The sequence below is a fragment of the Streptomyces mabaensis genome (assembly GCF_053763515.1).
In genome coordinates, this window is the sequence record NZ_JBSOPZ010000007.1 from 1 (window position 1) to 20,449 (window position 20,449).

The following is a 20,449-nucleotide window of genomic DNA, read 5'->3' on the forward strand; positions in this document are numbered from 1 at the left end:
CCCCCCCCCCCCCCCCCCCCCCCCCCCCCCCCCCCCCCCCCCCCCCCCCCCCCCCCCCCCCCCCCCCCCCCCCCTGCCGCGCGGCCTCGGCCTGCAGCGCGGCATCAGCCCGCCGCGCGCCGCCAGGCCGATTCGCGCAGCAGGCGCAGGCCGTTCAGCCCGACCAGCACGGTCGAGCCCTCGTGGCCGGCGACCCCGAGCGGCAGCGGCAGGTGCCCGGCCAGGTCCCAGACGACCAGGGCGCCGATGCAGACCCCGGCGATGACGAGATTCTGGACGACGAGCCGGCGCGCGCGGCGGGACAGCGCGACGACCGCGGGCACGGTGGCCAGTTCATCGCGTACGACGACCGCGTCGGCGGTCTCCAGGGCGAGGTCGGAGCCGGCCCGGCCCATGGCGACACCCGCGTGCGCGGCCGCCAGGGCCGGGGCGTCGTTGACCCCGTCGCCCACGACGAGGACCTTCTCCCCGGCCGCGGTCCAGGCGCGTACCGCTGCCACCTTGTCCTCGGGCAGCAGGCCCGCGCGTACCTCGCGGATGCCGGCCTCCTCCGCCACCCGGTCGGCGGCGCGCCCGTGGTCGCCGGTCAGCAGCGTCGGCGCTGAGCCGGTCAGCCGGCCGAGTGCGGCGACGGCGGCCGGGGCACCCGCGCGCAGCCGGTCGGCGACGGCCAGTACCGCGGCCGGCGCGCCGTCGACCCGCACGACCACGGCGGTGCGGCCGGTGTCCTCCACCTCGGCGACGGCTAGGGCCGCTCGTTTGGATCTTGCCGGGCTCGCGGGCCCTGGCACCGCACCTCGCCGCGTTGTCGTCAGTCGCCAGGGCTCCGCCATGGCTCCCTCCTCCGCCTTGCGATGCACGGCACCAGACCACGCTCCCTGATCCGGCCTGATCCAAACGAGCGGCCCTGGGCGGGCCTTGCTCGCGGGGCCGCCGTCACCGGCGTTGCCTTCCGTTGTGCCTTCGGTTACGCCTTCGGTGTCGCTTCGGGCATCGAGCAGCGCCGCCGGGCTGCCGACACGGATGTCACGTCCGGCGACGACCGCCCGTACGCCACGGCCCGGTTGCGAGCAGAACGTCTCCGGAGCGCCCGGCCGCAGGCCGCGTTCCCGGGCGGCGCTCACCACGGCGCGCGCCAGCGGGTGTTCGCTGGGGTGCTCTGCGGCCGCGGCCAGTTCCAGTACCGCGTCCTCGTCGAGTCCGGCGCCGGCCAGGACGCGTACCTCGGTCACCCGAGGGGTCCCTTCGGTGAGGGTGCCGGTCTTGTCCAGCGCCACCGTGGTCACTTCGCCCAGCCGTTCCATCGCGACCGCGGACTTGACGAGCACGCCGTGGCGGCCGGCGTTGGCGATCGCCGAGAGCAGCGGCGGCATGGTGGCGAGCACCACCGCGCACGGCGAGGCCACGATCATGAACGTCATGGCGCGCAGCAGGGTCGGGGTGAAGTCCGCGCCGAGGGCGAGCGGTACGAGGAAGAGGGCGAGCGTGGCGGCCACCACGCCGACCGAGTAGCGCTGTTCGATCTTCTCGATGAACAGCTGCGTGGGCGCCTTGGTGGCGCTCGCCTCCTCGACCATCGCCACGATCCGCGCGATCACCGAGGAGGAGGCGTCCTTGCGCACCGCGACCCGCAGCGCGCCGGTCCCGTTCAGGGTTCCGGCGAACACCTCGTCGCCCGGGGACTTCGGCACCGGGAGCGGTTCACCGGTGATGGTGGCCTGGTCGACCTCGCTCGCGCCGTCGAGCACGGTGCCGTCGGCGGGCAGCCGCTCACCCGGGCGTACGAGTACGGTGTCGCCGACCCGGAGCGCGGCGACGTCCACCCCCTCCTCGTCGCCGGTGCCCGTCAGCCTGGCCGCCCGGGCCGGCGCCAGGTCGAGCAGACCGCGTACGGAGTCGGCGGTGCGACGGGTGGCGAGTGCCTCCAGGGCGCCCGAGACGGCGAAGATGACGATGAGCAGGCCGCCGTCGAGGAACTGGCCGATCGCCGCCGCACCGACGGCGGCCACCACCATGAGCAGGTCGACGTCGAGTGACTTCTCCCGCAGGGCCCGCAGCCCGGCCCAGCCGGGCTCCCAGCCGCCGGCCGCGTAGCAGAGCGCGTACAGCGGCCCCCAGGTCCACGCCGGCGCGCCGGCCAGGTCGAGCGGGAACGCGCACAGGAACGCGAGGGCGGACAGCGCCGCCCAGCGCACCTCGGGCAGCGCGGACAGCCCGGTCCGGCGCGGGGACGGCGGTACCGCGGGCGGCGGCGCGGGCCGGCCGCCGAGCGCGTTGTCGAGTACCGGGGATGCCATGAAGCACACCTCTTCGGGGAGCGATCGGGGGATCGGGCACCACCATACCGGAAGACATGAACATCTCTTCATGTATTGCACCTGATGCGCGGTTACGATAGGCGCATGGGACACGGAGTCAACGGCGAGACCACGCCCGCCGCGCATCTGGACGCGGACTCCGCAGCCGCCATCGCCGCCACGCTCCAGGCGCTCGCCACGCCGTCCCGGCTGATGATCCTCACCCGGCTCCGCCAGGGGCCCTGCGGTGTGACCGAACTGGCCGAGGCCGTCGCCATGGAACAGTCCGCGGTCTCCCACCAGTTGCGGCTGCTGCGCGCGCTCGGGCTGGTCACGGGGACGCGCCAGGGCCGGCGGATCGAGTACAGCCTGTACGACAACCATGTCGCCCAGCTGCTCGACGAGGCGGTCTACCACATCGAGCACCTGCGCCTCGGCGCCCGCGACCTGCCGGGCCGTACGGACGGGTCGTAGGGCCGGCCGGTCCAGCGGGCAGCGGGTTCAGCGGGCAGCGGGTTCAGCGGGTGAGGACCTGCGCGAACGCCCCGCCCTCGGCGGTCAGTTCCGCCCAGGTCCCCTCCTGGGCGACGCGGCCGGACTCCAGTACGGCGATCCGGTCCGCGCGCCGGATCGTGTCGGGGCGGTGCGCGATCACGAGGGTGGTGCGGCCCCGCGAGGCGGCCCGCAGAGCCGCGGTCAGCTCGGCGTCCCCGGCCGTGTCCAGGTGGGCGGTCGTCTCGTCCAGTACGAGGATCCGCGGCCCGGCGAGCAGGGCGCGGGCCAGCGCGACGCGCGCCCGCTGGCCGCCCGAGAGGGTGGCGCCGCGCTCACCGACGAGGGTGGCGTAGCCGTCCGGGAGGCCGCCGGCTATCCGGTCGACGCCGCAGACCCTGGCCGCGCCGTACAGCGCGCCGTCGTCCGCCTCGGGGGCGGCGAGCCGCAGGTTCTCCGCCAGCGTGCCGTGGAACAGCGGGGCCTCCTGGCCGACCACCGCCACCGCGCGGCGCAGCTCCGGGTCGGCGAGGTCCCGTACGTCCACCGGATCGCCGTACGCGGGCACCAGCTCGACCGCGCCGGACACGGGGTCCCAGAAGCGGGCGAGGAGATGCGCGCAGGTCGACTTGCCCGCACCCGACGCGCCGACCAGGGCCGTGGTCCGTCCCGCCGGGACGGTGAGGTCGACGCCGTCCAGCACGGGTGCGCCTCCGTAGTCGAAGCGGACCTCGCGCAGGCGCAGACCCAGTGGCCCGGCCGGCAGCGGCCTGGGCCGGCCCGGTTCCGGCGCGCCGGCGGGGGCGGACACGGCGGCCCCGACCCGGGCCGCGGCCGCCCGCAGACCGCCCGCCTGGCTGAGCGCGGCGGCGGAATCGGCCACCGGTGCCAGGATGCCGAGGGCGAGGGCGACCGCGGCCGGAGCCCAGGCGCCGCTCAGCCGTCCGGCCGCGACGGCCTGCGCGGCGACGGCGACGACTCCGAGCACGGCGGCGGCGACCAGCACGTCCCGTACGGCGGCGGCGGTCGCCTCCCAGGCCGACTCGGTGCGCTGCGCCTGCCCCAGTGCCCGGCCCCGGTCGGCCAGTTGGGCGCGGCGCCGGTTCAGCGCCCCGAAGGCGAGCAGCTCCCGCAGTCCGTCGACGGCCTCCACGGCGTCGGCCGAGAGCCGCGCCGCCGCCTCCCTGGTGCGCGCTCCGTGCTCGGCCCTGCGCCGCGCGGCGACGAAGGGCGCCAGTGCCAGCAGGGCGGCCGCGGGCAGCACGGCGGCGAGCAGCAACGGCTCCGCGACGGCCAGTACCACCGTCCCGGCGCCGAACACGCCGCCGGAGGCGAGGAGTTGGGCCGTGCTGTGCGCGTAGAAGAACTCCAGCGCCTCCACGTCTCCCAGCGCGGTCGCGGCCAGGTCCCCGCTGCGCCGGCCGGCGATCCTGGCGGGCGCGCTGCGCGCGAGCCCGTCGAAGACGCGGACCCGCAGTTCGGCGAGGACCCGGTAGGCAAGGTCGTGGGAGAGGTCCATCTCGCGCCAGGTCGCGAACGCCCGCAGCAGGACCAGGCCCGCGATGGTCCCGACCACGGCGGGTCCGGGGACCGTGCCCGCGACGACGGCCGTACCGACGGCATGGGCGACCAGGGTGACCAGCGCGACCAGTGACGCCTGGTCGGCGAGCGCGGCGGCGCAGGTGCGGGCGACCATGGCGCGGTGCCCGGCGAGGGCGGGCAGCAGGGCGCGCAGCGCGCCGCGCCGGTGTCCGTACGCGAGGCCGGGTTCTTCGTTGCTGCCGTAGCTGCCGTAGCTGCCGGGACTCATGCTGCCCGCTCTCCATCCGTCTCCAGGCCCGCCGTGACCAGGCGGGCGTACAGGCCGCCGTCCCCGAGGAGACGGTCGTGGTCGCCGACCGCGTCGACGCGCCCGCCGTCGAGGACGACGATCCGGTCGGCGTCGCGTACGGACTCCAGCCGGTGCGCGACGATCAGACAGGTGCGTCCGGCGGCGGCCTTCAGCAGCTCGCGCCCGATGCGGGCCTCGCGGTGCTCGTCGACCGCGCTGGTCGCCTCGTCCAGCACGAGGAGCGGCGCGTCGGCCAGCAACGCCCGGGCCAGCGCGAGGCGTTGGCGCTGGCCGCCGGAGAGTGTGGCGCCGCGCTCCCCGAGCACGGTGGCGTAGCCCTCGGGCATCGCGGCGATCTCGTCGTGGATACCGGCCGCGCGCGCCACGCGCACGAGATTCTCGTCGGCCGCGTCGGGGCGGGCGAGGCGCAGGTTGCCGGCGATCGTGTCGTGGAAGAGGTAGGTGTCCTGGGAGACGACGGCGATGCCCCGGCGGAGCGAGTCGAGCGTGTACGAGCGGACGGGCGCGCCGTCGACCACCACCTGGCCGTGCTGCGGTTCGCACCGGCGCAGCAGCAGGGCGAGCAGGGTCGACTTCCCGGCGCCCGAGGGGCCGACGATCGCGGTCGTACGGCCGGCCTCGGCGGTGAAGCTCACCCCGTCGACGGCGGGGCGGCGCGCCTCGGGGTAGCCGAAGCGGACATTCTCGAACCGGACTTCGGGTGCCTGCCAGCGTGCGTCGGTGGTCCCGGTGTCCAGGATCCCCGGCTCGGCGGTGCGCAGCGCGGCGATGCCGTCGGCGGCCGAGACCCCGAGGTAGCCGGCGTGCCACTCCCGGGAGAGATCACGGACGGGACGGAAGCACTCGGAGGCGAGCATCAGCAGCAGATAGGTGCCCGCCGGGGTGGTGTGCCCGCCCGCGGCGGCCGCGCAGGCCAGCAGCGCGGCGGCGACCGTGCCGCCCTGGATGGCCAGGTCCGTGAGTCCCGTGTCGACGAGTGACACCCGCAGTTTGGCGACGGTGGCGCGGTGCAGCGCCGCGGACCTGTGTTCCAGTTTCCGGCGGGTGCGGGCGACGGCGCCGGCGGCGCGCAGCGCGGACATGCCCTGGAGGGCTTCCAGGTAGTCGGCGGCCAGGTTCTCGTACGAGTCCCAGTGCTCCTTGCCGCGGCTCTCCAGCAGCCGGTCCCACCAGCGGGGCACCAGCAGGGCCAGCACGAGCGCGGGGACCAGGGCGAGCAGGATGAACGGCTCCAGGATGCCGAGGGGGACGAGCAGCAGCTGGGGGACCACGCAGGTGATCACCAACTGGGGCAGGTAGCGCGAGAGATACGCGTCCACGCCTTCCACGCCGTCGACGAGTGTGGCGCGTACGGCGCCGGCCCGCGCGGCCGTGAGGGGTGCGGGGCCGGCCTGCCCGAGCCGGTGCAGGAGCGTGTCCCGCAGGCGTACGCGGGCCAGCGCTCCCGCGCGCACGGCGACCGCGCGCTGCCACCGGGTGAGCCAGGCGCGGACGGCGACGACGGCGAGTACCGCGCCGAGCAGGGCGGGCAGTTGGCCGGTTTCGCGGCGCGCGACGGCGGCCAGGGCGTGGGCGAGCAGGACGGCCTGGGCGAGGTGGGTGGCGCTCACGGCCGCGAGCAGGCCGGTGGCGCGGCCCAGCGGGCCGCGTACCGTGCGGGCCGCGGTGACGAGTTCGGGGTGCAGCATCATGGGCGCTCGCCCTTTCCGGTGGTGCCGATCGCGAGGGCGTGGATGATCCAGTCCCGGCCGGGTGCGCCGCCGAGCGCGGCACCGAGGTCGGCCTGCTGCCAGGACCCCACGGGCCGGGTGGCGAGGTCCGGCCGGGTCGCGGCGGCCTGGGCGAGCCCTGCACCGAGCCCGGCGGTGAGATGGTCCTGCCGGATGCGGCGGGGGGAGGCGTCATCGGGGCAGCCGTACGCCAGGAGTACCGCGCCGGCCTCGGCGATCCAGCTCTGCCGCGCGCCCCAGACGGCGAGGGTCGGCCGCGCGTCGCCGCCGGCGAGCCGGCGCAACTCCCCGGTCCCGGGCACGGCTTCGAGCAGGGCGGGCCGCGGCCCGCCGACGGCCACGCACCACCGGGGCCCGGCCCCGGCACTGCTCGCGGCCGCGAGAAGAGCGCGGAGGTCCTCCGCCCGCGGCACGCCGCGCAGCGGCGGCTCGGCACTGCGCCGCTCCGCCCGGCCCGTGCCGGGCAGAGCGGGGGTCACCTGCCAGGTACCGGCCCCGGACCCGGACCGCCCCAGGACGTCCAGGACATGCCCACCGGCCGCGGCAGTGCCGGGCGCAGGCCCTCCGGCCCAAGCCGCCAGGGCCGCCCGACCGACCGAACCCCCGGAGCCCGTCCCTCCGGCCGGCCCGGGCGGGCCAGACCCGCGCGACACGCCGCTCGCGCTCGTCGCGCGGGACGGCCGCGATACGCCGGACGCGATGGACCCGCCGGACAGGCCGGGCAAGGCCGTGCTGCCCGACACGCCGCCTGGGCTCGTCGCGCCGGAGCGCCCGTTCGAGTCCGTCGAGCCGCAGGCGTGTGACGAGCCGGTCGAGCCGGTCCGCCCGCTCGCGGCAGCCCCGCCCGCCGGACCGGTCGAGGAACCGGACCGGTCCCACGCGCCGGACGGGCCGGGCGAACCGGAGCGGCCGGACCCGCCCGACAGGCCGCCTGCGCTCGTCGCGCCAGAGTGCCCGTACGCGTCAGTCGGGCCATACGCCTGTGACCAGCCTGACCGCCCGCTCGCGACGGCCTCGCCCGCCGGGCCGGTCGAGGAACCGGAGGGGTCCCACGCGCCGGACGGGCCGGGCGAACCGGAGCGGCGGGACCCGCCCGACAAGCCGTCGGCGCTCGTCGCGCCGGAGTGCTCGTACGCATCCGTCGGGCCGTACGCCTGTGAGCTCGCGGCAGCCCCGCCCGCCGGGCCGGTCGAGGAGCCGGACAGGCCACGCGCGCCGGACCGGACACGCGCGGCAGTCGGGCCGGGCGGGGTCGGCGGGGGGAAGTGCGCCGCTGCGAGTGGGTGTTCCGGGGTGGTGTCCGGCCAGTCGTGTGCGTCGGCCGGGAGGGCCGCCGCCGCGGCCAGCAGGCTCGCGTCCGCGTCCAGGCAGAGTGCATGCGCGCCCGCCAGGGCGAGTGCGGCCAGTGCGTGGCCCGTGTCCAGCAGGAGCAGGGGCCACGCGCGGTGGGCGTAGTGGGACTCGGTCCGGCGGGCGGTGACCGTCAGCACGACCAGCGCACCCGCCGGCGCGCCAGCCGGGGCCGGGCCGCGTCGCCGCAGCCGGTGGGCGAGCGGGTCGTACGCGTACCGGCCCGGCGGCACCGAACAGCCGGGCCCGGCGAGCACATGCGCGTTGACCGGGTGCAGCGCTCCTGCCGACGGCACCGCGCGCAGCCGGCCGCCCCGGTCCCGCGCCGCGAGCGAGCGGCGCAGCACGGTCCCGAGGTCGACCCCCGTGGCCTCCGGCGCGGCAGGGAGCGGTTGCACCGGGCCGGGCCAGCGGGTGACGGGCGGGCCTGCCGAAGGGCCGGGGCCCGGTTCCTCGGCCGAGCGTGCCCGGGCCAGCGCGGCGGCCGGGTCGGTGGTCGTCATCGTCCGCCCCGTCACATGTGTGGGGGTGGGGTGAGGGTGAAGTCCCCCGGACCCGTAGGGAGTTCGGTACGCCAGCCGCGGGCGAGCGCCGCCCGGCCGAAGCGTGAACTGCCCAGGTAGGCGAACGCGGCGGGCGCGTTCGGGATGAGGCCGGAGACCAGCACCCTGGCCACCCGCAGGGTGGTCTCGGCGACGTCCTCCGTGGTCAGGTCGAAGGTCATCACCCGGTGACCGCCCGCCGCGAGCGCCTGGTCCAGGTGCTGTCTGCTGCCGGCGGCGACCGCGTCGATGCCGATGACCCCGCCGGCCGGGTCGGTGAAGCGCCGGGCGAGCGGCGCCACTCGGTCGTCGAGCCAGACCTGGACGTGCGCGCCGAGGTCCCGGACGGCTCCGAAGTCCTCGCCGCAGTCGTCGAGGTAGCGCCGGTCGGCCCGGTGGTCGAGGTAGAGCCCGCGGGCGAGCAGCCCGGCGTCGACGGCCCGGAAGACCCAGCCGTCCGGGTCCGTCAGCCCCTGGGTGAAGACCCAGGTGTGGACGGCTTCCAGTACGGCCTTGCGGGCCGCCTCCGCCGGGTCGTAGCGGCAGGCGAACCCGGCGGCGTACAGGCCGCGTACCGGATCGTGGACGAGTGCGGCCATGCAGGGCGCGAATTCCGACGGCATCTCGACGATCCGGACGCCGAGCCCGCAACCGGCGAGGTCGGCGGAGAGCCCGGGGACGCTGTCGGGGTCGATGCCCCGGGCCGGCCCGTCCAGATGCCACCACAGTTCCAGTGCGTCGCGCTCGACGACTTCGAGGAGCCCGCGCTCCACGGCGTCGTCGAACCCCTGCCCGGTGGCGATGCCCGCATAGTTGAGGTGGTGGGTGCGCGGCAGCAAACGCAGTTCGCCCTGGCGCCAGTTGAGGTGGGTGAGGGCGACGGGCGCCCAGCACTCCGCCTGCTCCCCCGCCCCCATCAGCTCGTGGCCGCGCGCCCACAGGGCCGGGGTGTCCTCGGTCAGCGGCCGGTAGGGGAAGCGGTCGCGCGCGTACTGCCAGTCCGCGTAGGCGGGCAGCTCGCCGGGGCCGTACAACCGCAGCCCCTTCTCCGTGAGTTCACCCGCGGTGGCCCGCAGCGGTGCCTCCGGATGGCCTGGCGGGGGCAGCCGGTTGCCGCAGTAGCGTTCGGCGGCCTCGGCGATGGCGGCGATCCGGGCGCCCTCGGGGTCGCCGAACGTGGTGCCGAGGGCGACCCGGTCGGCCGGCCACGCGCCGAAGCGCCGTGCGTCGGAGACCTCGGCGGTCATCGCGGTGTAGCGGGGCGGGGCACCGGCGGGGTGCTCGACGGGGGCGACGCTGCGGACGATGCCGCAGACGGGGTCCACGAGCGCGTCGGGCGACAGCGCGGTCATCGGCAGATCTCCTGTTGGGGGTTCACGGCGTGGGTGAAGTTCCTGGGCGAGGCCACGGGCAGCAGCAGAGCGCTGCCGTCGAGGCCGACCCTCCGCGCGGACGGCAGCAGCCGGGTCGCGGTCAGCGGGTCCTCGCCGGTGTGCGGATTGCGGGCGTGGGCGGGGAAGTGGTGTCCGGCGATCTCCAGGCGGAGCCGGGTACCGGCGGGCAGCCGCCGGGCGATGTGGCCGAGCGGCACCTGTACGTCGGCGGGGCGGCCGGGGTCCGCCCGCTGGCGTACGACCCCGGTGGCCAGCGGCTGGGCCGCGCCCTCGGGGCTGAGCGCCACCAGGCGTACGGCCCAGTCCGCCACCGGGGTGTCCGCGGTGGCGCGCAGCCGGACCTCGGCCGGGCCGATCAGGTCGACCGGGCGCGGCTGGGGGGCCGTGACCAGCAGGCAGCGGTCGGCGGGGCCGGTGCGGGGGACGACCAGGTCGTCGGAGCGGACGGGCCGGTCCGGGTCGGCGGTGAACTCCGGGCCGCGCAGCAGACGCAGCCCGGCGCAGTCGGCGAACCGGAACTCCCTCGGCCGGGTGTCCAACTCCCCCGCGTCCAGCCACAGTTCGCTGCCGCCGAGGGCGACGGCTCCGGCCCGGGCCGGGGCGGGGCCGGCGAATGCGGCCGTGGCCCAGCGTACGTACAGCTCCCCCAGCCGCAGCCGGTGCGCCGCGCCGGCGTCGGGGCCCGGTCCGGCGGTCAGCGCGTGCCCCCAGGGGCCGAGCAGCAGGCGCGCCGGGCCAACCCAGGTGCGCCACAACCGCAGGGTGTCCTCGGCGAAGGGGTCGTGGGTACCGCCGACGGCGAGCAGGGGCACGCGCGAGCCCGCCCCGGTCAGCGCGGGCCCACCGTCAGGGTGGTGCTGCCAGACGTAGCGCCAGGACGGCAGTGCGCGGCCGAGCCAGGCCGGCAGTTCGAGGAGGGGAAGGTGTTCGAGCAGCCGCGGATCGTGGGCCAGCGCCTTGGCGAGAGCATCCTCGTCACCGTCGCGGCGGTCCCCGTGCGCCGCCCACCAGCCGGCCCGCGCGAGCAGCCGCTCGGGCCCGGTGGCCTCCCGGGCCGTCTCGGCGAGGCCGAGGGCGGGCACCGCGGCGATCACGGCCTCCGGTGGCCGGGGCCCGGTCGTGGCGGCGAGGGCGCAGTGTGCGGCGTAGGAGGCGCCGGCGGCCACGACTCGCCCGTCCGACCAGGGCTGTTGGCGTATCCAGGCCAGGGTGGCGGCGCCGTCGGCGGCCTCGTTCCGGTACGGCTGCCAGCCGCCCTCGGAGTCGTGCCGTCCGCGTACGTCCTGGGCGAGGGCGGCGAAACCACGGGTGGCCCAGCCGCTCAGTTCGGCGTGGTGGCGGCGACGGTCGTACGGCGTACGGATCAGGACGGCGGGGAAGCGGACGTCCCGCGGCGACCCGGAATCGTCGGGGAGGCAGAGGTCGGTGGCGAGCCGGACCCCGTCGTCGGTCGTGACCACGTACGACGTACGTATGCCGCTTGTGCGAGGGGTCATGCGGCGGGCCGGGGCAGCGGCGCGACCTCGGGCACCGGCAGCACGGTGTGCGCGGTGACGGTGAGGTCGCGCAGGTCGATACGACGCAGCAGCCGGCCGGCGGGGGTGCCGTGCGCCCAGGCGGCGAGGTCGGTGGCCAGCAGAGCGGCGATCAGCGCCGCCGAGGCAGCGGTCGAGGCCGGTGTGTCGCTTTCCAGCCGGTGGCCGTCCCAGTAGGCGGCCAGTTCGCGGTGGGCGGAGGTCGCGGCCAGCCGCCGCATCCGTACCTGGGCGGACGTCACGTCACCCGGGTGGGCGGCGGTCGGTTCGATCCATGCCTGGAGGCCTTCGCGGTGGCAACGCAGCCAGGCGACTCCGTGTTCCGGCAGCCGATCGGCACCGTCCCAGAGGCCGGGCGGGACCGGCTCGTCGAGGCACCACACCACTGCGGCGGTCTGCTCCCGCCGCGCGGTGGCAGCCTCGTCGGCCGTCCCGGTGCGCGGCTCGGCTCCGGCGGCCGTCAGCAGCGCGGCGAGCGGACCGGTGAGCGCGGGGGCGCCGGTGAGCAGGACCGCACGGCGGGCGGCCAGCCAGGCGGCGCGGGGCGGCGCGAGATAACCCGCGGCCGCGAACGCCCCGACCAGGGCGTCCGGTTCGGCGTCCCGTTCGGTGTCCGGCCCAGCGTCACCGGCTGCGAGCCGGGCCAGCAGGGCCTGCGGTGACACCTGCCCGGTGTTGACGCGCAGGAACTCCCCGTCCGGCGTACGGACCGCGAGTCCCTGTCCAGGCACGGTGACGACGGCCGTACCGGGGGCCAGTTGCGTGCGGGTCACGTGACGTTCTCCGTTCGGGAATTGCGTTGCGGCTCTGGGTTGGGCGCCGAGGTGCGGCTCTGGGGGGCGAGTGGCGGGCCCGCCCGCTCAGGTACGGGCGGGCCCTCGGTGCTGCTTACTCCTCGCCGTCGTCGAAGGGGTTCTCGACGAGGGCGTTGGAGTGGGTGGCCGACAGGTGGGCGAGCTGGCCCTGCTCGGCGATCGGGGTGAACACCTTGTCCTGCTCCATGAGTTGAGCCTCCATGTCATGCGAGAGATGCCGCGTGTGAGGCGGCATCGGGGCCCGGTGGACCCCGCACGGACAACTTAATGAATATGATTGTCATTTTACAAGTGGCAGCGGGTGATCTGGGTAACACACCGGCCAGCCGCCCTGCGGGTCACGCCCCACCCTCCCCGCCACACCCAGCACATACGCGAGCAGCTCCGGCGTCACCACGTCGGCCGGGGCGCCGTCGGCGGCCACCCGGCCCTCGCGCAGCGCCACGATCCGTTCCGCGAACCGGGCTGCGTGGGCGAGGTCGTGAAGCACCATCACCACCGTCAGCGCCCGCTCCTCCCGCAGCCGCACCACGGTCTGCAGCACCTCCAGCTGGTGCCGCAGATCCAGGTAGGTGGTGGGCTCGTCGAGCAGCAGGACGGGAGTGTCCTGGGCCAGCGCCATCGCCAGCCGCACCCGCTGCCGTTCGCCCCCGGACAGCGAGTCCACCGGGCGCGCCGCCCACGCGCCGACCCCGGCGTCGGCCAGCGCGCGCCGGCACGCCTCGTCGTCGCCCTCGCGCAGCATGCCCAGGGGGCCCCGGGCCGCGTATCTGCCCTGCCGGACGAGCTGACGTACGGTCATTCCCGGTACGGGAGGCCCGGATTGGTGGAGCAGGGCCACCCGGCGAGCCGTCGCACGCCGGGAGAGCCGGGCCAGATCCTGGTCCTGGAGCAGTACGCGGCCCTCCTGGGGCCGCAGCAGTCCGGCCACCAGGCGCAGCAGTGTGCTCTTGCCGCAGCCGTTGAGACCGATCAGCGCGACCAGCTCGCCCGGGCGGATCCGCAGATCCACCCCGTCGAGCACCGGACGGCCGGGATAGCCGAAGCGCACGCCTTCGACGCGCAGGACGTCCTCTCCGGGTGGGGCGCCCTCGGCAGTACGGGGTGCGGCGGGTGCGGGTTGCGTCATGTCCGTCCTCGAATCTCGAAGTCACGAAGTCATGTGGCCTGGAGGTGTCAGTGCCCGTCGGCCGGCACCCGGCGGACCACCATCAGCAGCAGGGCCGCCCCGACGAGCGTGGTCACCGCGCCCGTCGGCAGCGTCAGCCGGTCCGTGTCCAGCACCGCGGCGAGCCACCGGGAGGACGCCTGTGCCACCGCGTCCGCGCCGCCCACCACGACCGCTCCCAGCAGGGCGGCTCCGGGCAGCGTGACGCGCAGGTCCGCGCCGGACAGGGCGAGCGCGAGATGGGGCACGAGCAGCCCCACGAACCCGAGGGCGCCCACCACCGACACCGCTCCCGCCGTCAGCGCGACGGCACACACCAGCGCGGCAGCCCTGGCCCGGCCCACGGCGAGCCCGGCCGCGGCGGCCTGCTCGTCGCCGCAGCGCAGCAGCGTGAGCGGCGCCGCGAGCGCACAGGCGGCGGCCACCCAGGGCAGGGCCCACGGCCACAGCAGGTTCCAGTGGTCCCAGACCCGCCCCTCGGTGGAACCGACCAGCCACTGCACCACGCTGCCCAGTTCACCCGGTGCGACCAGCAGCACCATGGCGGTCAGGCCCGCGAGCAGGGCGGAGACCAGCACGCCGTACACCGCGGTCCGGCCGGGATCGCCGCGGTCCCGCCCGGCGAGCAGCCACAGCAGTCCTGCGCCGGTGAATCCTCCGGCGCAGGACACGGCCACCACGGCCGCGGGCGACTCCCATCCCGCGAGGCCCACGCCGGTCGCGGCCACCGCGCCGAGCACGGCGCCCGGGGTGACCCCGGTGACCTCCGGTCCGGCGAGCGGGTTGCGCAGCGCCGACTGGAGTACGAGTCCGGCGAGCCCCAGGCACGCTCCCGCGCCGAGCGCCACGAGGAGTCGCGGGAACCGGAGTTGGAGGACGATGTGCCGGGCGGTCTCGTCGCCCCCGCCGAGGAGCACCTGCCACACGTCCGCGGGCGTCACGGCCCGCCCGGCCAGCAGGCTCGCGCAGCCGACGAGCGGCAGCAGTACGGCGACCAGCGCCGGCCGCCGCCAGGGGTGCACGCGCGCGGGCGAATCCGCGGGCGGCGTTATGGTGCGGGCGCTCATCGTGCCGCCTCCCGGTCCGGACCGAACGTCCTGTCCCGGCCTGCGTCGAAGCCCGCACCGCCACCACCGGCCTGCGCGGGTACGGCCGTACCGCAATGCGCGGGAGCCGCACCGGAGTCCGTACCGGCGGGCGGCCGCCCCCGCATCCGCAGCAGCGCCACGCCCGCCGGCACCCCGAGCAGCGCGGTCCACGCGCCCACCGGTGTCTCGGTCGGCGCCAGCGCCAGCCGGGCCGGCAGGTCGGCGCAGACCACGACCACCGCGCCCCACATCGCCGCCCACGGCAGCCACCGCACCGCGTCCGCGTCCGGGCGCAGCCGGCGGGCGAGGTGGGGGGCGAGGAAGCCGACCCAGGCGACCGGGCCGCACACCGCCACGACCGGGGCGATCAGCAGCACGGCCACGGCGAGCGCCGCGAACCGGGCCCGTCGCACCCGTACGCCGAGCGCCTGGGCGTCGTCGTCGCCGAGCCGCAGCACGGCGAGGACCGGCGCGCAGCACACCAGGGCGGGCACCGCGATCAGCAGCCAGGGCCACAGACCGGTCACGTCGTCCCAGGTCCGCGCGGACAGACTGCCCAGCAGATAGCGGTAGATGATCTGCAGATCGAGCTGATCCGCCATCACCATCAGGACCAGCAGGGCGGCTTGAAGGGCGGCGGCCACCGCCGCACCGGTGAGCAGGACCGCCGAAGGGCTGCGCCCGAAACCCGCGGCGACCAGCGTCAGCGCCCCGCCCAGTGCCGCGCCGCCGAGCGCCAGCAGCGGCTGTACGGCCATGGGGACGGCGAGGGCGAGCACCAGCGGCGCCGCCACGCCGAGCGCGGCGCCCGACGAGACACCGAGCAGTTCGGGGACGGCGAGCGGATTGCGCAGCGCCTCTTGGAGTACGAGCCCGGCGGCGCCCAGGCAGGCGCCGGCGACGAGGGCGAGGACCAGCCGGGGCAGCCGGAGCTGGGTGACGATCACCTGGGTCACGCCGTCGCCGGCGAAGAGCCGGTGCGGTGGCACCTGCGGGGTGCCCAGGCACAGGGTGAGCAGCGCGGCCGCCGCCAGGAGGGCGGCGGCCGCGACGCCGGGGAGGCGCCGGCTCACCGCAGTGCGGCCGTCGCCTCGTCGAGGACGAGGGAGAGCGAGCGGGTGCCGCGGCCCTTGGCCCAGACCTCCGGATCGACCTCGACGACCTTGTCGTTCCGTACCGCGGGGATCTGCGCCCACAGGGGGTTCTTGGCCAGCTTCTCGGAGAGCTTTCCGTCGGGCTTGCCGAAGGACAGCGTCTCGACGAACAGCACGTCCACGTCCCGGGCGATGATCTCTTCGAGGCTGTAGGTGCCCTCGACCCCGCGGCTCTTCCACGGGTAGTCCGCGATCGTGGGGAAGAGGCCGGCCACGACGTCGTTGCCGGGGGTGGCGACGCCGAAGTTCTCGTCGCTGCCGAAGATGATGAGCGCGGTCTTGTCGCTCTTGTCCGCCTCGGCCGCGGCCAGCTTGGTGCGGAACTTCTTCTCGGCCGCGACCGCCTGCTCACCCCGGCCGGTGAGCGCGGCCAGGTCACGCAGGTACGCGACGCTGTCCTGCCACGAGCCCGGCTGGACGGGCCAGAACGTCGTGGCGCCCTTCAGGGCGGGGGCGAGCTTTCCGTGGGTGTCGCCGAGTCCGATGACCAGGTCGGGCTTGTGGGAGAGGATCGCCTCCGCCTCCGGGCTGAGGAAGCCGCCGGGGATCACCGGGATCTTCTTGGCGCGGGCCTCCCCGAGGAACTTCGGGTGCGCGAGCAGGGCGGAGTTGGTGGCGGCCGGTTCGAGGCCGAGCTCGGTCAGCATGTCGTCGCACAGCGCGACCAGGCAGACGATGCGCTTCGGCGGCGCGGTGGTGGCGACGGTGACGCCCTTGACGTCGGTGATCTTCCGCGCGGACTTCACCGGTTCGACCGTGGTGTCCGTCTTCGACGCGGCCCTGGTGCCCTTGGCGTCCTTGGCGTCGGCCGGGTCCGCGGGCTTGTCCGTGGCCGTGCCACAGGCCACGAGTACGGATCCCAGTACGGCCGTCGCCAGCCAGCGGCGGGCGCGGCTGATCGCGGTGCGCGACATGGCAGCTCTCTGTTCTTCTCGTCTTCCGGAGCGCTGACGACAGTCACGTCAGATGCGGAGGGGCGCCCCGGCCATCCCCCCGAGAGCCACATTTAGACATGATAATCATTACCAAATCAAGTCCACCCGTCCCGCCCGGACCGAAGGAGCCCGCCCGTGCCCCCGCTGCCCCGACTGCTCGTCGCCGACCAAGTCGCCGGAGCCGTACATCTGTTGGAACTTCCGGAGGGCCGGCCGCTGGAGCGGCTCGACGGCCGTCACCTCGCCGAGCACGCGGGGTTCCTCGCGCTCCCCGGGGACCGCACGGCGTTCGTGGACGACCGCGCCGGAGAACTGGTCGTGCTCGCCCCCTTCGCGGCGGGCGCCGGCCGGCCCTGGGTGGAGACCACCGTCCCCGTCGCGGTGCCCGCAGAGCATCTGGCCGCCGACGCGACCGGCCGCCGCCTCGCGGTCACCACCGGCCTCGGCCGTAACTGGGAGCCCTGGAGCGACCTGTTGACCGTCGTCGACCTGGCGGCCGCGGGCGGAGCCCGCGCGGTACGGGTACGAACCCGGGTCGGCGAACCGGGGGTTGTCGTGCTGGGCGACCGGGATCCGCTGGTCGTGCTCCGGCACCGGGAGCCCGGCTCCCTCACCGCCTACCGGCACGCCGAACTGCTGGCCGCCGCGCCTGCCTGCCCGCCGGCCGAGGCGCGGCACAGTCTGCCGTTGCCGGCCGACGGACACGGGGACGCTCAGGACCCGTTGGCCGCACGGCTGTTCGCCGCGACCGGCGAGGGGGTGCACCGGGCACGGGCGGAGGACGGCCGGCTGGTGCCCGAGATCCCGCTGTCCTGGGGCGGCGCCGGGCGCGGCTACTACCTGCGGCTCGACCCGGCGCGGCGGACCCTGTGGTCCTGTGTTCGCGGCGGACCGGGCGCTCCCGGCGACTGGCCCGAGTGGACCAACCACGCCTGGTGGCACCGGCTCGACGAGGCCACGACGGGGCGCCTGGAACTCGGCCCCGGTCTGGTCTTCCGGCTCGCCGTGGCCGCCCGGCACGTCGCTTTCGTACGGATCCATCCGGACGGCGACGAACTGATCCTGATCTCCGCGGCCGGCCGGCCCGAGGTCACCGCCCGCGTCCCGCTCCCGCCGATGGCGGGCGCCCCTCGGCGCGGCGGAACCCCGTGGGACGGCGTCCAGCGGCGCGCGGTGGCTGCCTCCCCCGGCTCGTCACTGATCGCGGTGACCCGCGGCGGCCACGGCGAGATCCACCTGGTGGACGCCGAACGGCCCGCCCGCCACCGGGTGCTGAGCGTTCCCACGCCGCTGGACGAGGGCGGCCATCTGACCCTGATGACCCCGGCCGACGGTGCCCACGGAGACCCGGTCGGCCGTTAGGGGATGCCCGGTCAGTTTCAGTCGATGACGAGTCGGCTGTCGTTGGCCTGCTCCGTCTGGCGGCGCACCAGATAGGTGCCGGGGGCGTGGCCCATGGCTCCGTGTTCGGGGTGCAGGACGTAGGCGACAGCACCTTCGTGGACGGTGAAGCAGCCGACGTCGGCGCCGTCGGGCTCGATCGGCGTCCAGGTGACCGGTCCGTCGGCGACGAGCAGATGGGTGTTGCCGCCCCCGCCGGACGACACCAGGGGCACTCCGGCGGCGGGGACCTGCCCGCCGCCCGCTGGAGGCTCGTAGCCGATGAGGCCCACGGGGATGAGTCCGACGTCGCCCTGGCGCTGCAGGCCGGAGGAAACACGGATGGTGGCCTCGCGGTCGAGGTGGTCCAGGACATCGACCCCCGCGAGCGCGGTGACGTGCGCGAGCGTGGAATGCCGTTCGGTCATGTGTCGCTGCCTTTCAGGTGGCTCGGGTGAGGGTGAGGTACTGCTCGCGGGTCAGGCCGAGGAGACCGGCCGCCGCGGTGACGGGGTCGGGAACGTCGGCGGGGACGGTGAGCCCGTACTGGCGGCGACTGCCGTCACGTTCGGGTGAGGCATTGGTGCACAGCAGAACGCGCACGGGGACGTTGTAGATCTCGGTGGGCATGTCGTAGAGAGTGAGCCTCTGTCCCGGGTTGCCGGGATCGGGCTCGCTGTCACCGACCTGCCGCAGTCCCGCCGCCGCGACGAACTGCGGCCACCCCATCCGCTCGATCGCACAGCGGCGCACCTCGGTGTTGGGCTCCCGCAGGATCCGGTCGGTGTCCCATGCGCCCTCGATCAGGGAGGACGGAACCGTTGTTCCGTGCCAGGCATGGATCGACCAGCCGTCCGGCCACACCACCGCCGGACCGTCGGAGCAGTGGGCCCGCCCTTCCGCGTCCTGCCGGAAGACATCGGGACGGGGGGTGAGGACCGCGTAGTCGTGGAAGGCCCACCACCAGCCGGCGTGCCGGGCGACCTGCTGCTCCCCGTGGGTGATGCCGAGACCGGGCACGCCGATGCGTTCCATGGCGTCCGCCCACGCGTAGCACGAGACCCCCCATCGGCCCTGGGGGGTGTGGTGCCACCAGTGGAAGGGCAGCCGGGCCGGTACCTTCACGGGTCCGGGACGAACCCCGGCCTGAGCGGCCACCTGAGCCACCAGCTCGGCGTGCACCCGTGGCAGCACGTGACGGTCGAGTCTGGCCTGCGACTGGGTGTAACCGGAGACGGACGAGAGTTCCTCCCGTACGACACGCGACAGCTGCGCGGTGACCTCGTCCCTCGTCCGGCCCAGCGCCAGGAACTGCCAGCCGGACAGCGAGGACCAGGGTTGCAACGCAAGGCTCGTGACCCGCTCGGCCACCTCATCGGTCACCCGGGCGTCGATCCGGTCGTGGACGTCGGGCGAGAGGAAGGCGGCGAAGCGTTTGTCGGGCACCTGTCTGCGCAGCCGGGGGCGAAACGGGGCCAGCCGGTCCCCCGTCACCGAGGCGATGATCTTGGGGAGAATCGACTGCCCGATCACGCCGGCCCAGGGCGAGCCGAGCCAGACGATGAACCGCGGGGGCGCCAGTCCGAGGGCTCGGTATGCGGTTCGGACCCCGTCCTCCGCGGCCGCCCGGTCGCCCGGTCCGGTGGCGCACTCGACCGCTGCCCAGTCCTTCCCCACCCGGCGCAGAGCGAGCTCCTGCGCCTGGGTCAGATCCGCGATCCGCCGGCCCGATCTCATTCCACCCCCGTGAACTCCCCTCCAGAGTCTCATCGTTCTGCCCGCTGGAGAATGGACCCGGCCAAAGCCACGAGACCGGGCACCCTTAACCGACGGCCGGGGTCCTGGTGATCCGGCGCAGGCCCACCGCATAGCGGAGCCAGACCACACCGATCACCACCGGGAACGCCAGGGCGCACACCCCCTGGGTCACGGCCAGCGCGATCCCGGCCGCGCCGAAGTCGTCGAGGTCCAGCCTGAGTCCCTGCAGCGGCAGCCAGCACAGGCCGGCGAAACCGGTCACCGCGTGGACGACGGACGCCCGCGGTGCGAGGTGCCGGGCCGCGCGGGACTGCTGGAGGTGGCCGAAGCCGTACATCGCCCAGACCACGGCGAGCCCGATCACGGTGCGCGCCATGGTCTCGTCCCGCCACTCGTCGGTACGTCCGAAGGCCAGGACGCCCGAGGTGACCGCGGTGAACTGCAGCAGGCCGCCGGAGACGAACGCGCGGGCCGGGCGCGGGCCTTCGAGCCGGGCCAGCGCGCGACCCAGAGCCAGCGAGAACAGCGCGTTGACCAGCGCGCAGCCGCCGAGCACGACAACCGCGCCGATGAAGAAGCGCAACTTCTGCTGGGCCGTGGCCACTTGGATGCCGTCACCCATCAGCAGCAGGACGGCCGGGATGAGGAGCAGCCAGGCCACGCCGTTGGCGGTCACGAGCGCGGGCAGCACACCGAGGGCCCGGCCGGGCCCGGGGCCCGCTGCGGGCGGTGCGAGCGGCGCCGGCTGCGGCATGGGCGCAGGAGGTGGCGGTGTCCCTGCTCCGGCTCCGTTGAACGCCATGCGCCTGCCCTCCCCGCGGGGCGGCTTCCCCGCCCGACCGGTCGGCATCCTAGACCAGCGAGGTCAGCGTCCGGCGCGGCAGGAAAGTCGGCGGTTTCTTCCCGGGGACCGATGAGTTGTGCGTCGCGCCGGGGTCTACCCCTGCGAAGCAACCGCA

The 20,449-nt window shown here is 75.4% G+C and carries 16 protein-coding genes and 1 pseudogene; 2 read left to right on the top strand and 15 right to left on the bottom strand.

Going from position 1 to position 20,449, the window contains the following annotated elements:
• Positions 1-104: 104 nt before the first annotated feature.
• Complete coding sequence (locus ACWV17_RS07960) at positions 105-2,297, bottom strand: heavy metal translocating P-type ATPase (RefSeq protein WP_455359080.1); 2,193 nt, start codon at positions 2,295-2,297, stop codon at positions 105-107.
• 105 nt (positions 2,298-2,402) lie between these two features.
• Between ACWV17_RS07960 and ACWV17_RS07965 the strand changes: the two genes are divergently transcribed.
• Positions 2,403-2,771, top strand: a complete 369-nt coding sequence (locus tag ACWV17_RS07965; protein WP_455359081.1) for an ArsR/SmtB family transcription factor — start codon at positions 2,403-2,405, stop codon at positions 2,769-2,771.
• A 43-nt stretch (positions 2,772-2,814) separates the two neighbouring features.
• Here the strand turns inward: ACWV17_RS07965 and ACWV17_RS07970 are convergent, their stop codons facing one another.
• The 11 genes and pseudogenes from ACWV17_RS07970 to ACWV17_RS08020 form a co-directional block, all read right to left on the bottom strand.
• On the bottom strand, positions 2,815-4,599 hold the full coding sequence (locus ACWV17_RS07970) for an ABC transporter ATP-binding protein (protein WP_455359082.1): 1,785 nt from the start codon (positions 4,597-4,599) through the stop codon (positions 2,815-2,817).
• A complete protein-coding gene (locus ACWV17_RS07975; RefSeq protein ID WP_455359083.1) occupies positions 4,596-6,332 on the bottom strand; it encodes an ABC transporter ATP-binding protein/permease in 1,737 nt (578 codons plus the stop codon). The genes ACWV17_RS07970 and ACWV17_RS07975 overlap by 4 nt, the downstream gene beginning before the upstream one ends.
• Positions 6,329-8,224 carry a hypothetical protein gene (locus ACWV17_RS07980; RefSeq protein WP_455359084.1) on the bottom strand — a complete coding sequence of 632 codons (1,896 nt, stop codon included), beginning with the start codon at positions 8,222-8,224 and terminating at the stop codon, positions 6,329-6,331. The genes ACWV17_RS07975 and ACWV17_RS07980 overlap by 4 nt, the downstream gene beginning before the upstream one ends.
• Positions 8,225-8,235: 11 nt before the next feature.
• Positions 8,236-9,615, bottom strand: a complete 1,380-nt coding sequence (locus ACWV17_RS07985) for a YcaO-like family protein (protein WP_455359085.1) — start codon at positions 9,613-9,615, stop codon at positions 8,236-8,238.
• Positions 9,612-11,153: a CocE/NonD family hydrolase gene (locus tag ACWV17_RS07990; RefSeq protein ID WP_455359086.1), complete on the bottom strand. Its 1,542-nt coding sequence runs from the start codon at positions 11,151-11,153 to the stop codon at positions 9,612-9,614. The genes ACWV17_RS07985 and ACWV17_RS07990 overlap by 4 nt, the downstream gene beginning before the upstream one ends.
• On the bottom strand, positions 11,150-11,965 hold the full coding sequence (locus tag ACWV17_RS07995) for a hypothetical protein (protein ID WP_455359087.1): 816 nt from the start codon (positions 11,963-11,965) through the stop codon (positions 11,150-11,152). Before ACWV17_RS07995 ends, ACWV17_RS07990 begins: the two co-directional genes overlap by 4 nt.
• A gap of 115 nt (positions 11,966-12,080) precedes the next feature.
• On the bottom strand, positions 12,081-12,194 hold the full coding sequence (gene amiA, locus ACWV17_RS08000) for a streptamidine family RiPP (RefSeq protein WP_254373437.1): 114 nt from the start codon (positions 12,192-12,194) through the stop codon (positions 12,081-12,083).
• Positions 12,195-12,271: 77 nt separating this feature from the next.
• Positions 12,272-13,136, bottom strand: a pseudogene (locus tag ACWV17_RS08005) (ABC transporter ATP-binding protein).
• A gap of 47 nt (positions 13,137-13,183) precedes the next feature.
• Positions 13,184-14,242 carry a FecCD family ABC transporter permease gene (locus ACWV17_RS08010; RefSeq protein ID WP_455359088.1) on the bottom strand — a complete coding sequence of 353 codons (1,059 nt, stop codon included), beginning with the start codon at positions 14,240-14,242 and terminating at the stop codon, positions 13,184-13,186.
• Complete coding sequence (locus tag ACWV17_RS08015) at positions 14,239-15,336, bottom strand: FecCD family ABC transporter permease (protein ID WP_455359089.1); 1,098 nt, start codon at positions 15,334-15,336, stop codon at positions 14,239-14,241. Before ACWV17_RS08015 ends, ACWV17_RS08010 begins: the two co-directional genes overlap by 4 nt.
• Positions 15,333-16,331, bottom strand: a complete 999-nt coding sequence (locus ACWV17_RS08020; RefSeq protein ID WP_455353859.1) for an ABC transporter substrate-binding protein — start codon at positions 16,329-16,331, stop codon at positions 15,333-15,335. Before ACWV17_RS08020 ends, ACWV17_RS08015 begins: the two co-directional genes overlap by 4 nt.
• Positions 16,332-16,487: 156 nt before the next feature.
• Between ACWV17_RS08020 and ACWV17_RS08025 the strand changes: the two genes are divergently transcribed.
• Positions 16,488-17,714: a hypothetical protein gene (locus ACWV17_RS08025; RefSeq protein WP_455359090.1), complete on the top strand. Its 1,227-nt coding sequence runs from the start codon at positions 16,488-16,490 to the stop codon at positions 17,712-17,714.
• Between the two features lie 17 nt (positions 17,715-17,731).
• Here ACWV17_RS08025 and ACWV17_RS08030 read toward each other — a convergent pair whose 3' ends face one another.
• The 3 genes from ACWV17_RS08030 to ACWV17_RS08040 form a co-directional block, all read right to left on the bottom strand.
• On the bottom strand, positions 17,732-18,160 hold the full coding sequence (locus tag ACWV17_RS08030; protein ID WP_455359091.1) for a hypothetical protein: 429 nt from the start codon (positions 18,158-18,160) through the stop codon (positions 17,732-17,734).
• A gap of 13 nt (positions 18,161-18,173) precedes the next feature.
• Positions 18,174-19,469 (bottom strand): DUF6745 domain-containing protein, encoded by a 1,296-nt coding sequence (locus tag ACWV17_RS08035; protein ID WP_455359092.1) that lies wholly within the window; start codon positions 19,467-19,469, stop codon positions 18,174-18,176.
• Positions 19,470-19,554: 85 nt separating this feature from the next.
• On the bottom strand, positions 19,555-20,244 hold the full coding sequence (locus ACWV17_RS08040; RefSeq protein ID WP_455359093.1) for a hypothetical protein: 690 nt from the start codon (positions 20,242-20,244) through the stop codon (positions 19,555-19,557).
• Between the last annotated feature and the right edge of the window lie 205 nt (positions 20,245-20,449).

Excerpts from the sequence above, each read along its gene's own strand:
- ACWV17_RS07960 (WP_455359080.1), bottom strand. The coding sequence starts at position 2,297 with ATGGCATCCCCGGTACTCGACAACGCGCTCGGCGGCCGGCCCGCGCCG.
- ACWV17_RS07965 (WP_455359081.1), top strand. The coding sequence starts at position 2,403 with ATGGGACACGGAGTCAACGGCGAGACCACGCCCGCCGCGCATCTGGAC.
- ACWV17_RS07970 (WP_455359082.1), bottom strand. The coding sequence starts at position 4,599 with ATGAGTCCCGGCAGCTACGGCAGCTACGGCAGCAACGAAGAACCCGGC.
- ACWV17_RS07975 (WP_455359083.1), bottom strand. The coding sequence starts at position 6,332 with ATGATGCTGCACCCCGAACTCGTCACCGCGGCCCGCACGGTACGCGGC.
- ACWV17_RS07980 (WP_455359084.1), bottom strand. The coding sequence starts at position 8,224 with ATGACGACCACCGACCCGGCCGCCGCGCTGGCCCGGGCACGCTCGGCC.
- ACWV17_RS07985 (WP_455359085.1), bottom strand. The coding sequence starts at position 9,615 with ATGACCGCGCTGTCGCCCGACGCGCTCGTGGACCCCGTCTGCGGCATC.
- ACWV17_RS07990 (WP_455359086.1), bottom strand. The coding sequence starts at position 11,153 with ATGACCCCTCGCACAAGCGGCATACGTACGTCGTACGTGGTCACGACC.
- amiA (WP_254373437.1), bottom strand. The coding sequence starts at position 12,194 with ATGGAGCAGGACAAGGTGTTCACCCCGATCGCCGAGCAGGGCCAGCTC.
- ACWV17_RS08010 (WP_455359088.1), bottom strand. The coding sequence starts at position 14,242 with ATGAGCGCCCGCACCATAACGCCGCCCGCGGATTCGCCCGCGCGCGTG.
- ACWV17_RS08020 (WP_455353859.1), bottom strand. The coding sequence starts at position 16,331 with ATGTCGCGCACCGCGATCAGCCGCGCCCGCCGCTGGCTGGCGACGGCC.
- ACWV17_RS08030 (WP_455359091.1), bottom strand. The coding sequence starts at position 18,160 with ATGACCGAACGGCATTCCACGCTCGCGCACGTCACCGCGCTCGCGGGG.
- ACWV17_RS08035 (WP_455359092.1), bottom strand. The coding sequence starts at position 19,469 with ATGAGATCGGGCCGGCGGATCGCGGATCTGACCCAGGCGCAGGAGCTC.
- ACWV17_RS08040 (WP_455359093.1), bottom strand. The coding sequence starts at position 20,244 with ATGCCGCAGCCGGCGCCGCTCGCACCGCCCGCAGCGGGCCCCGGGCCC.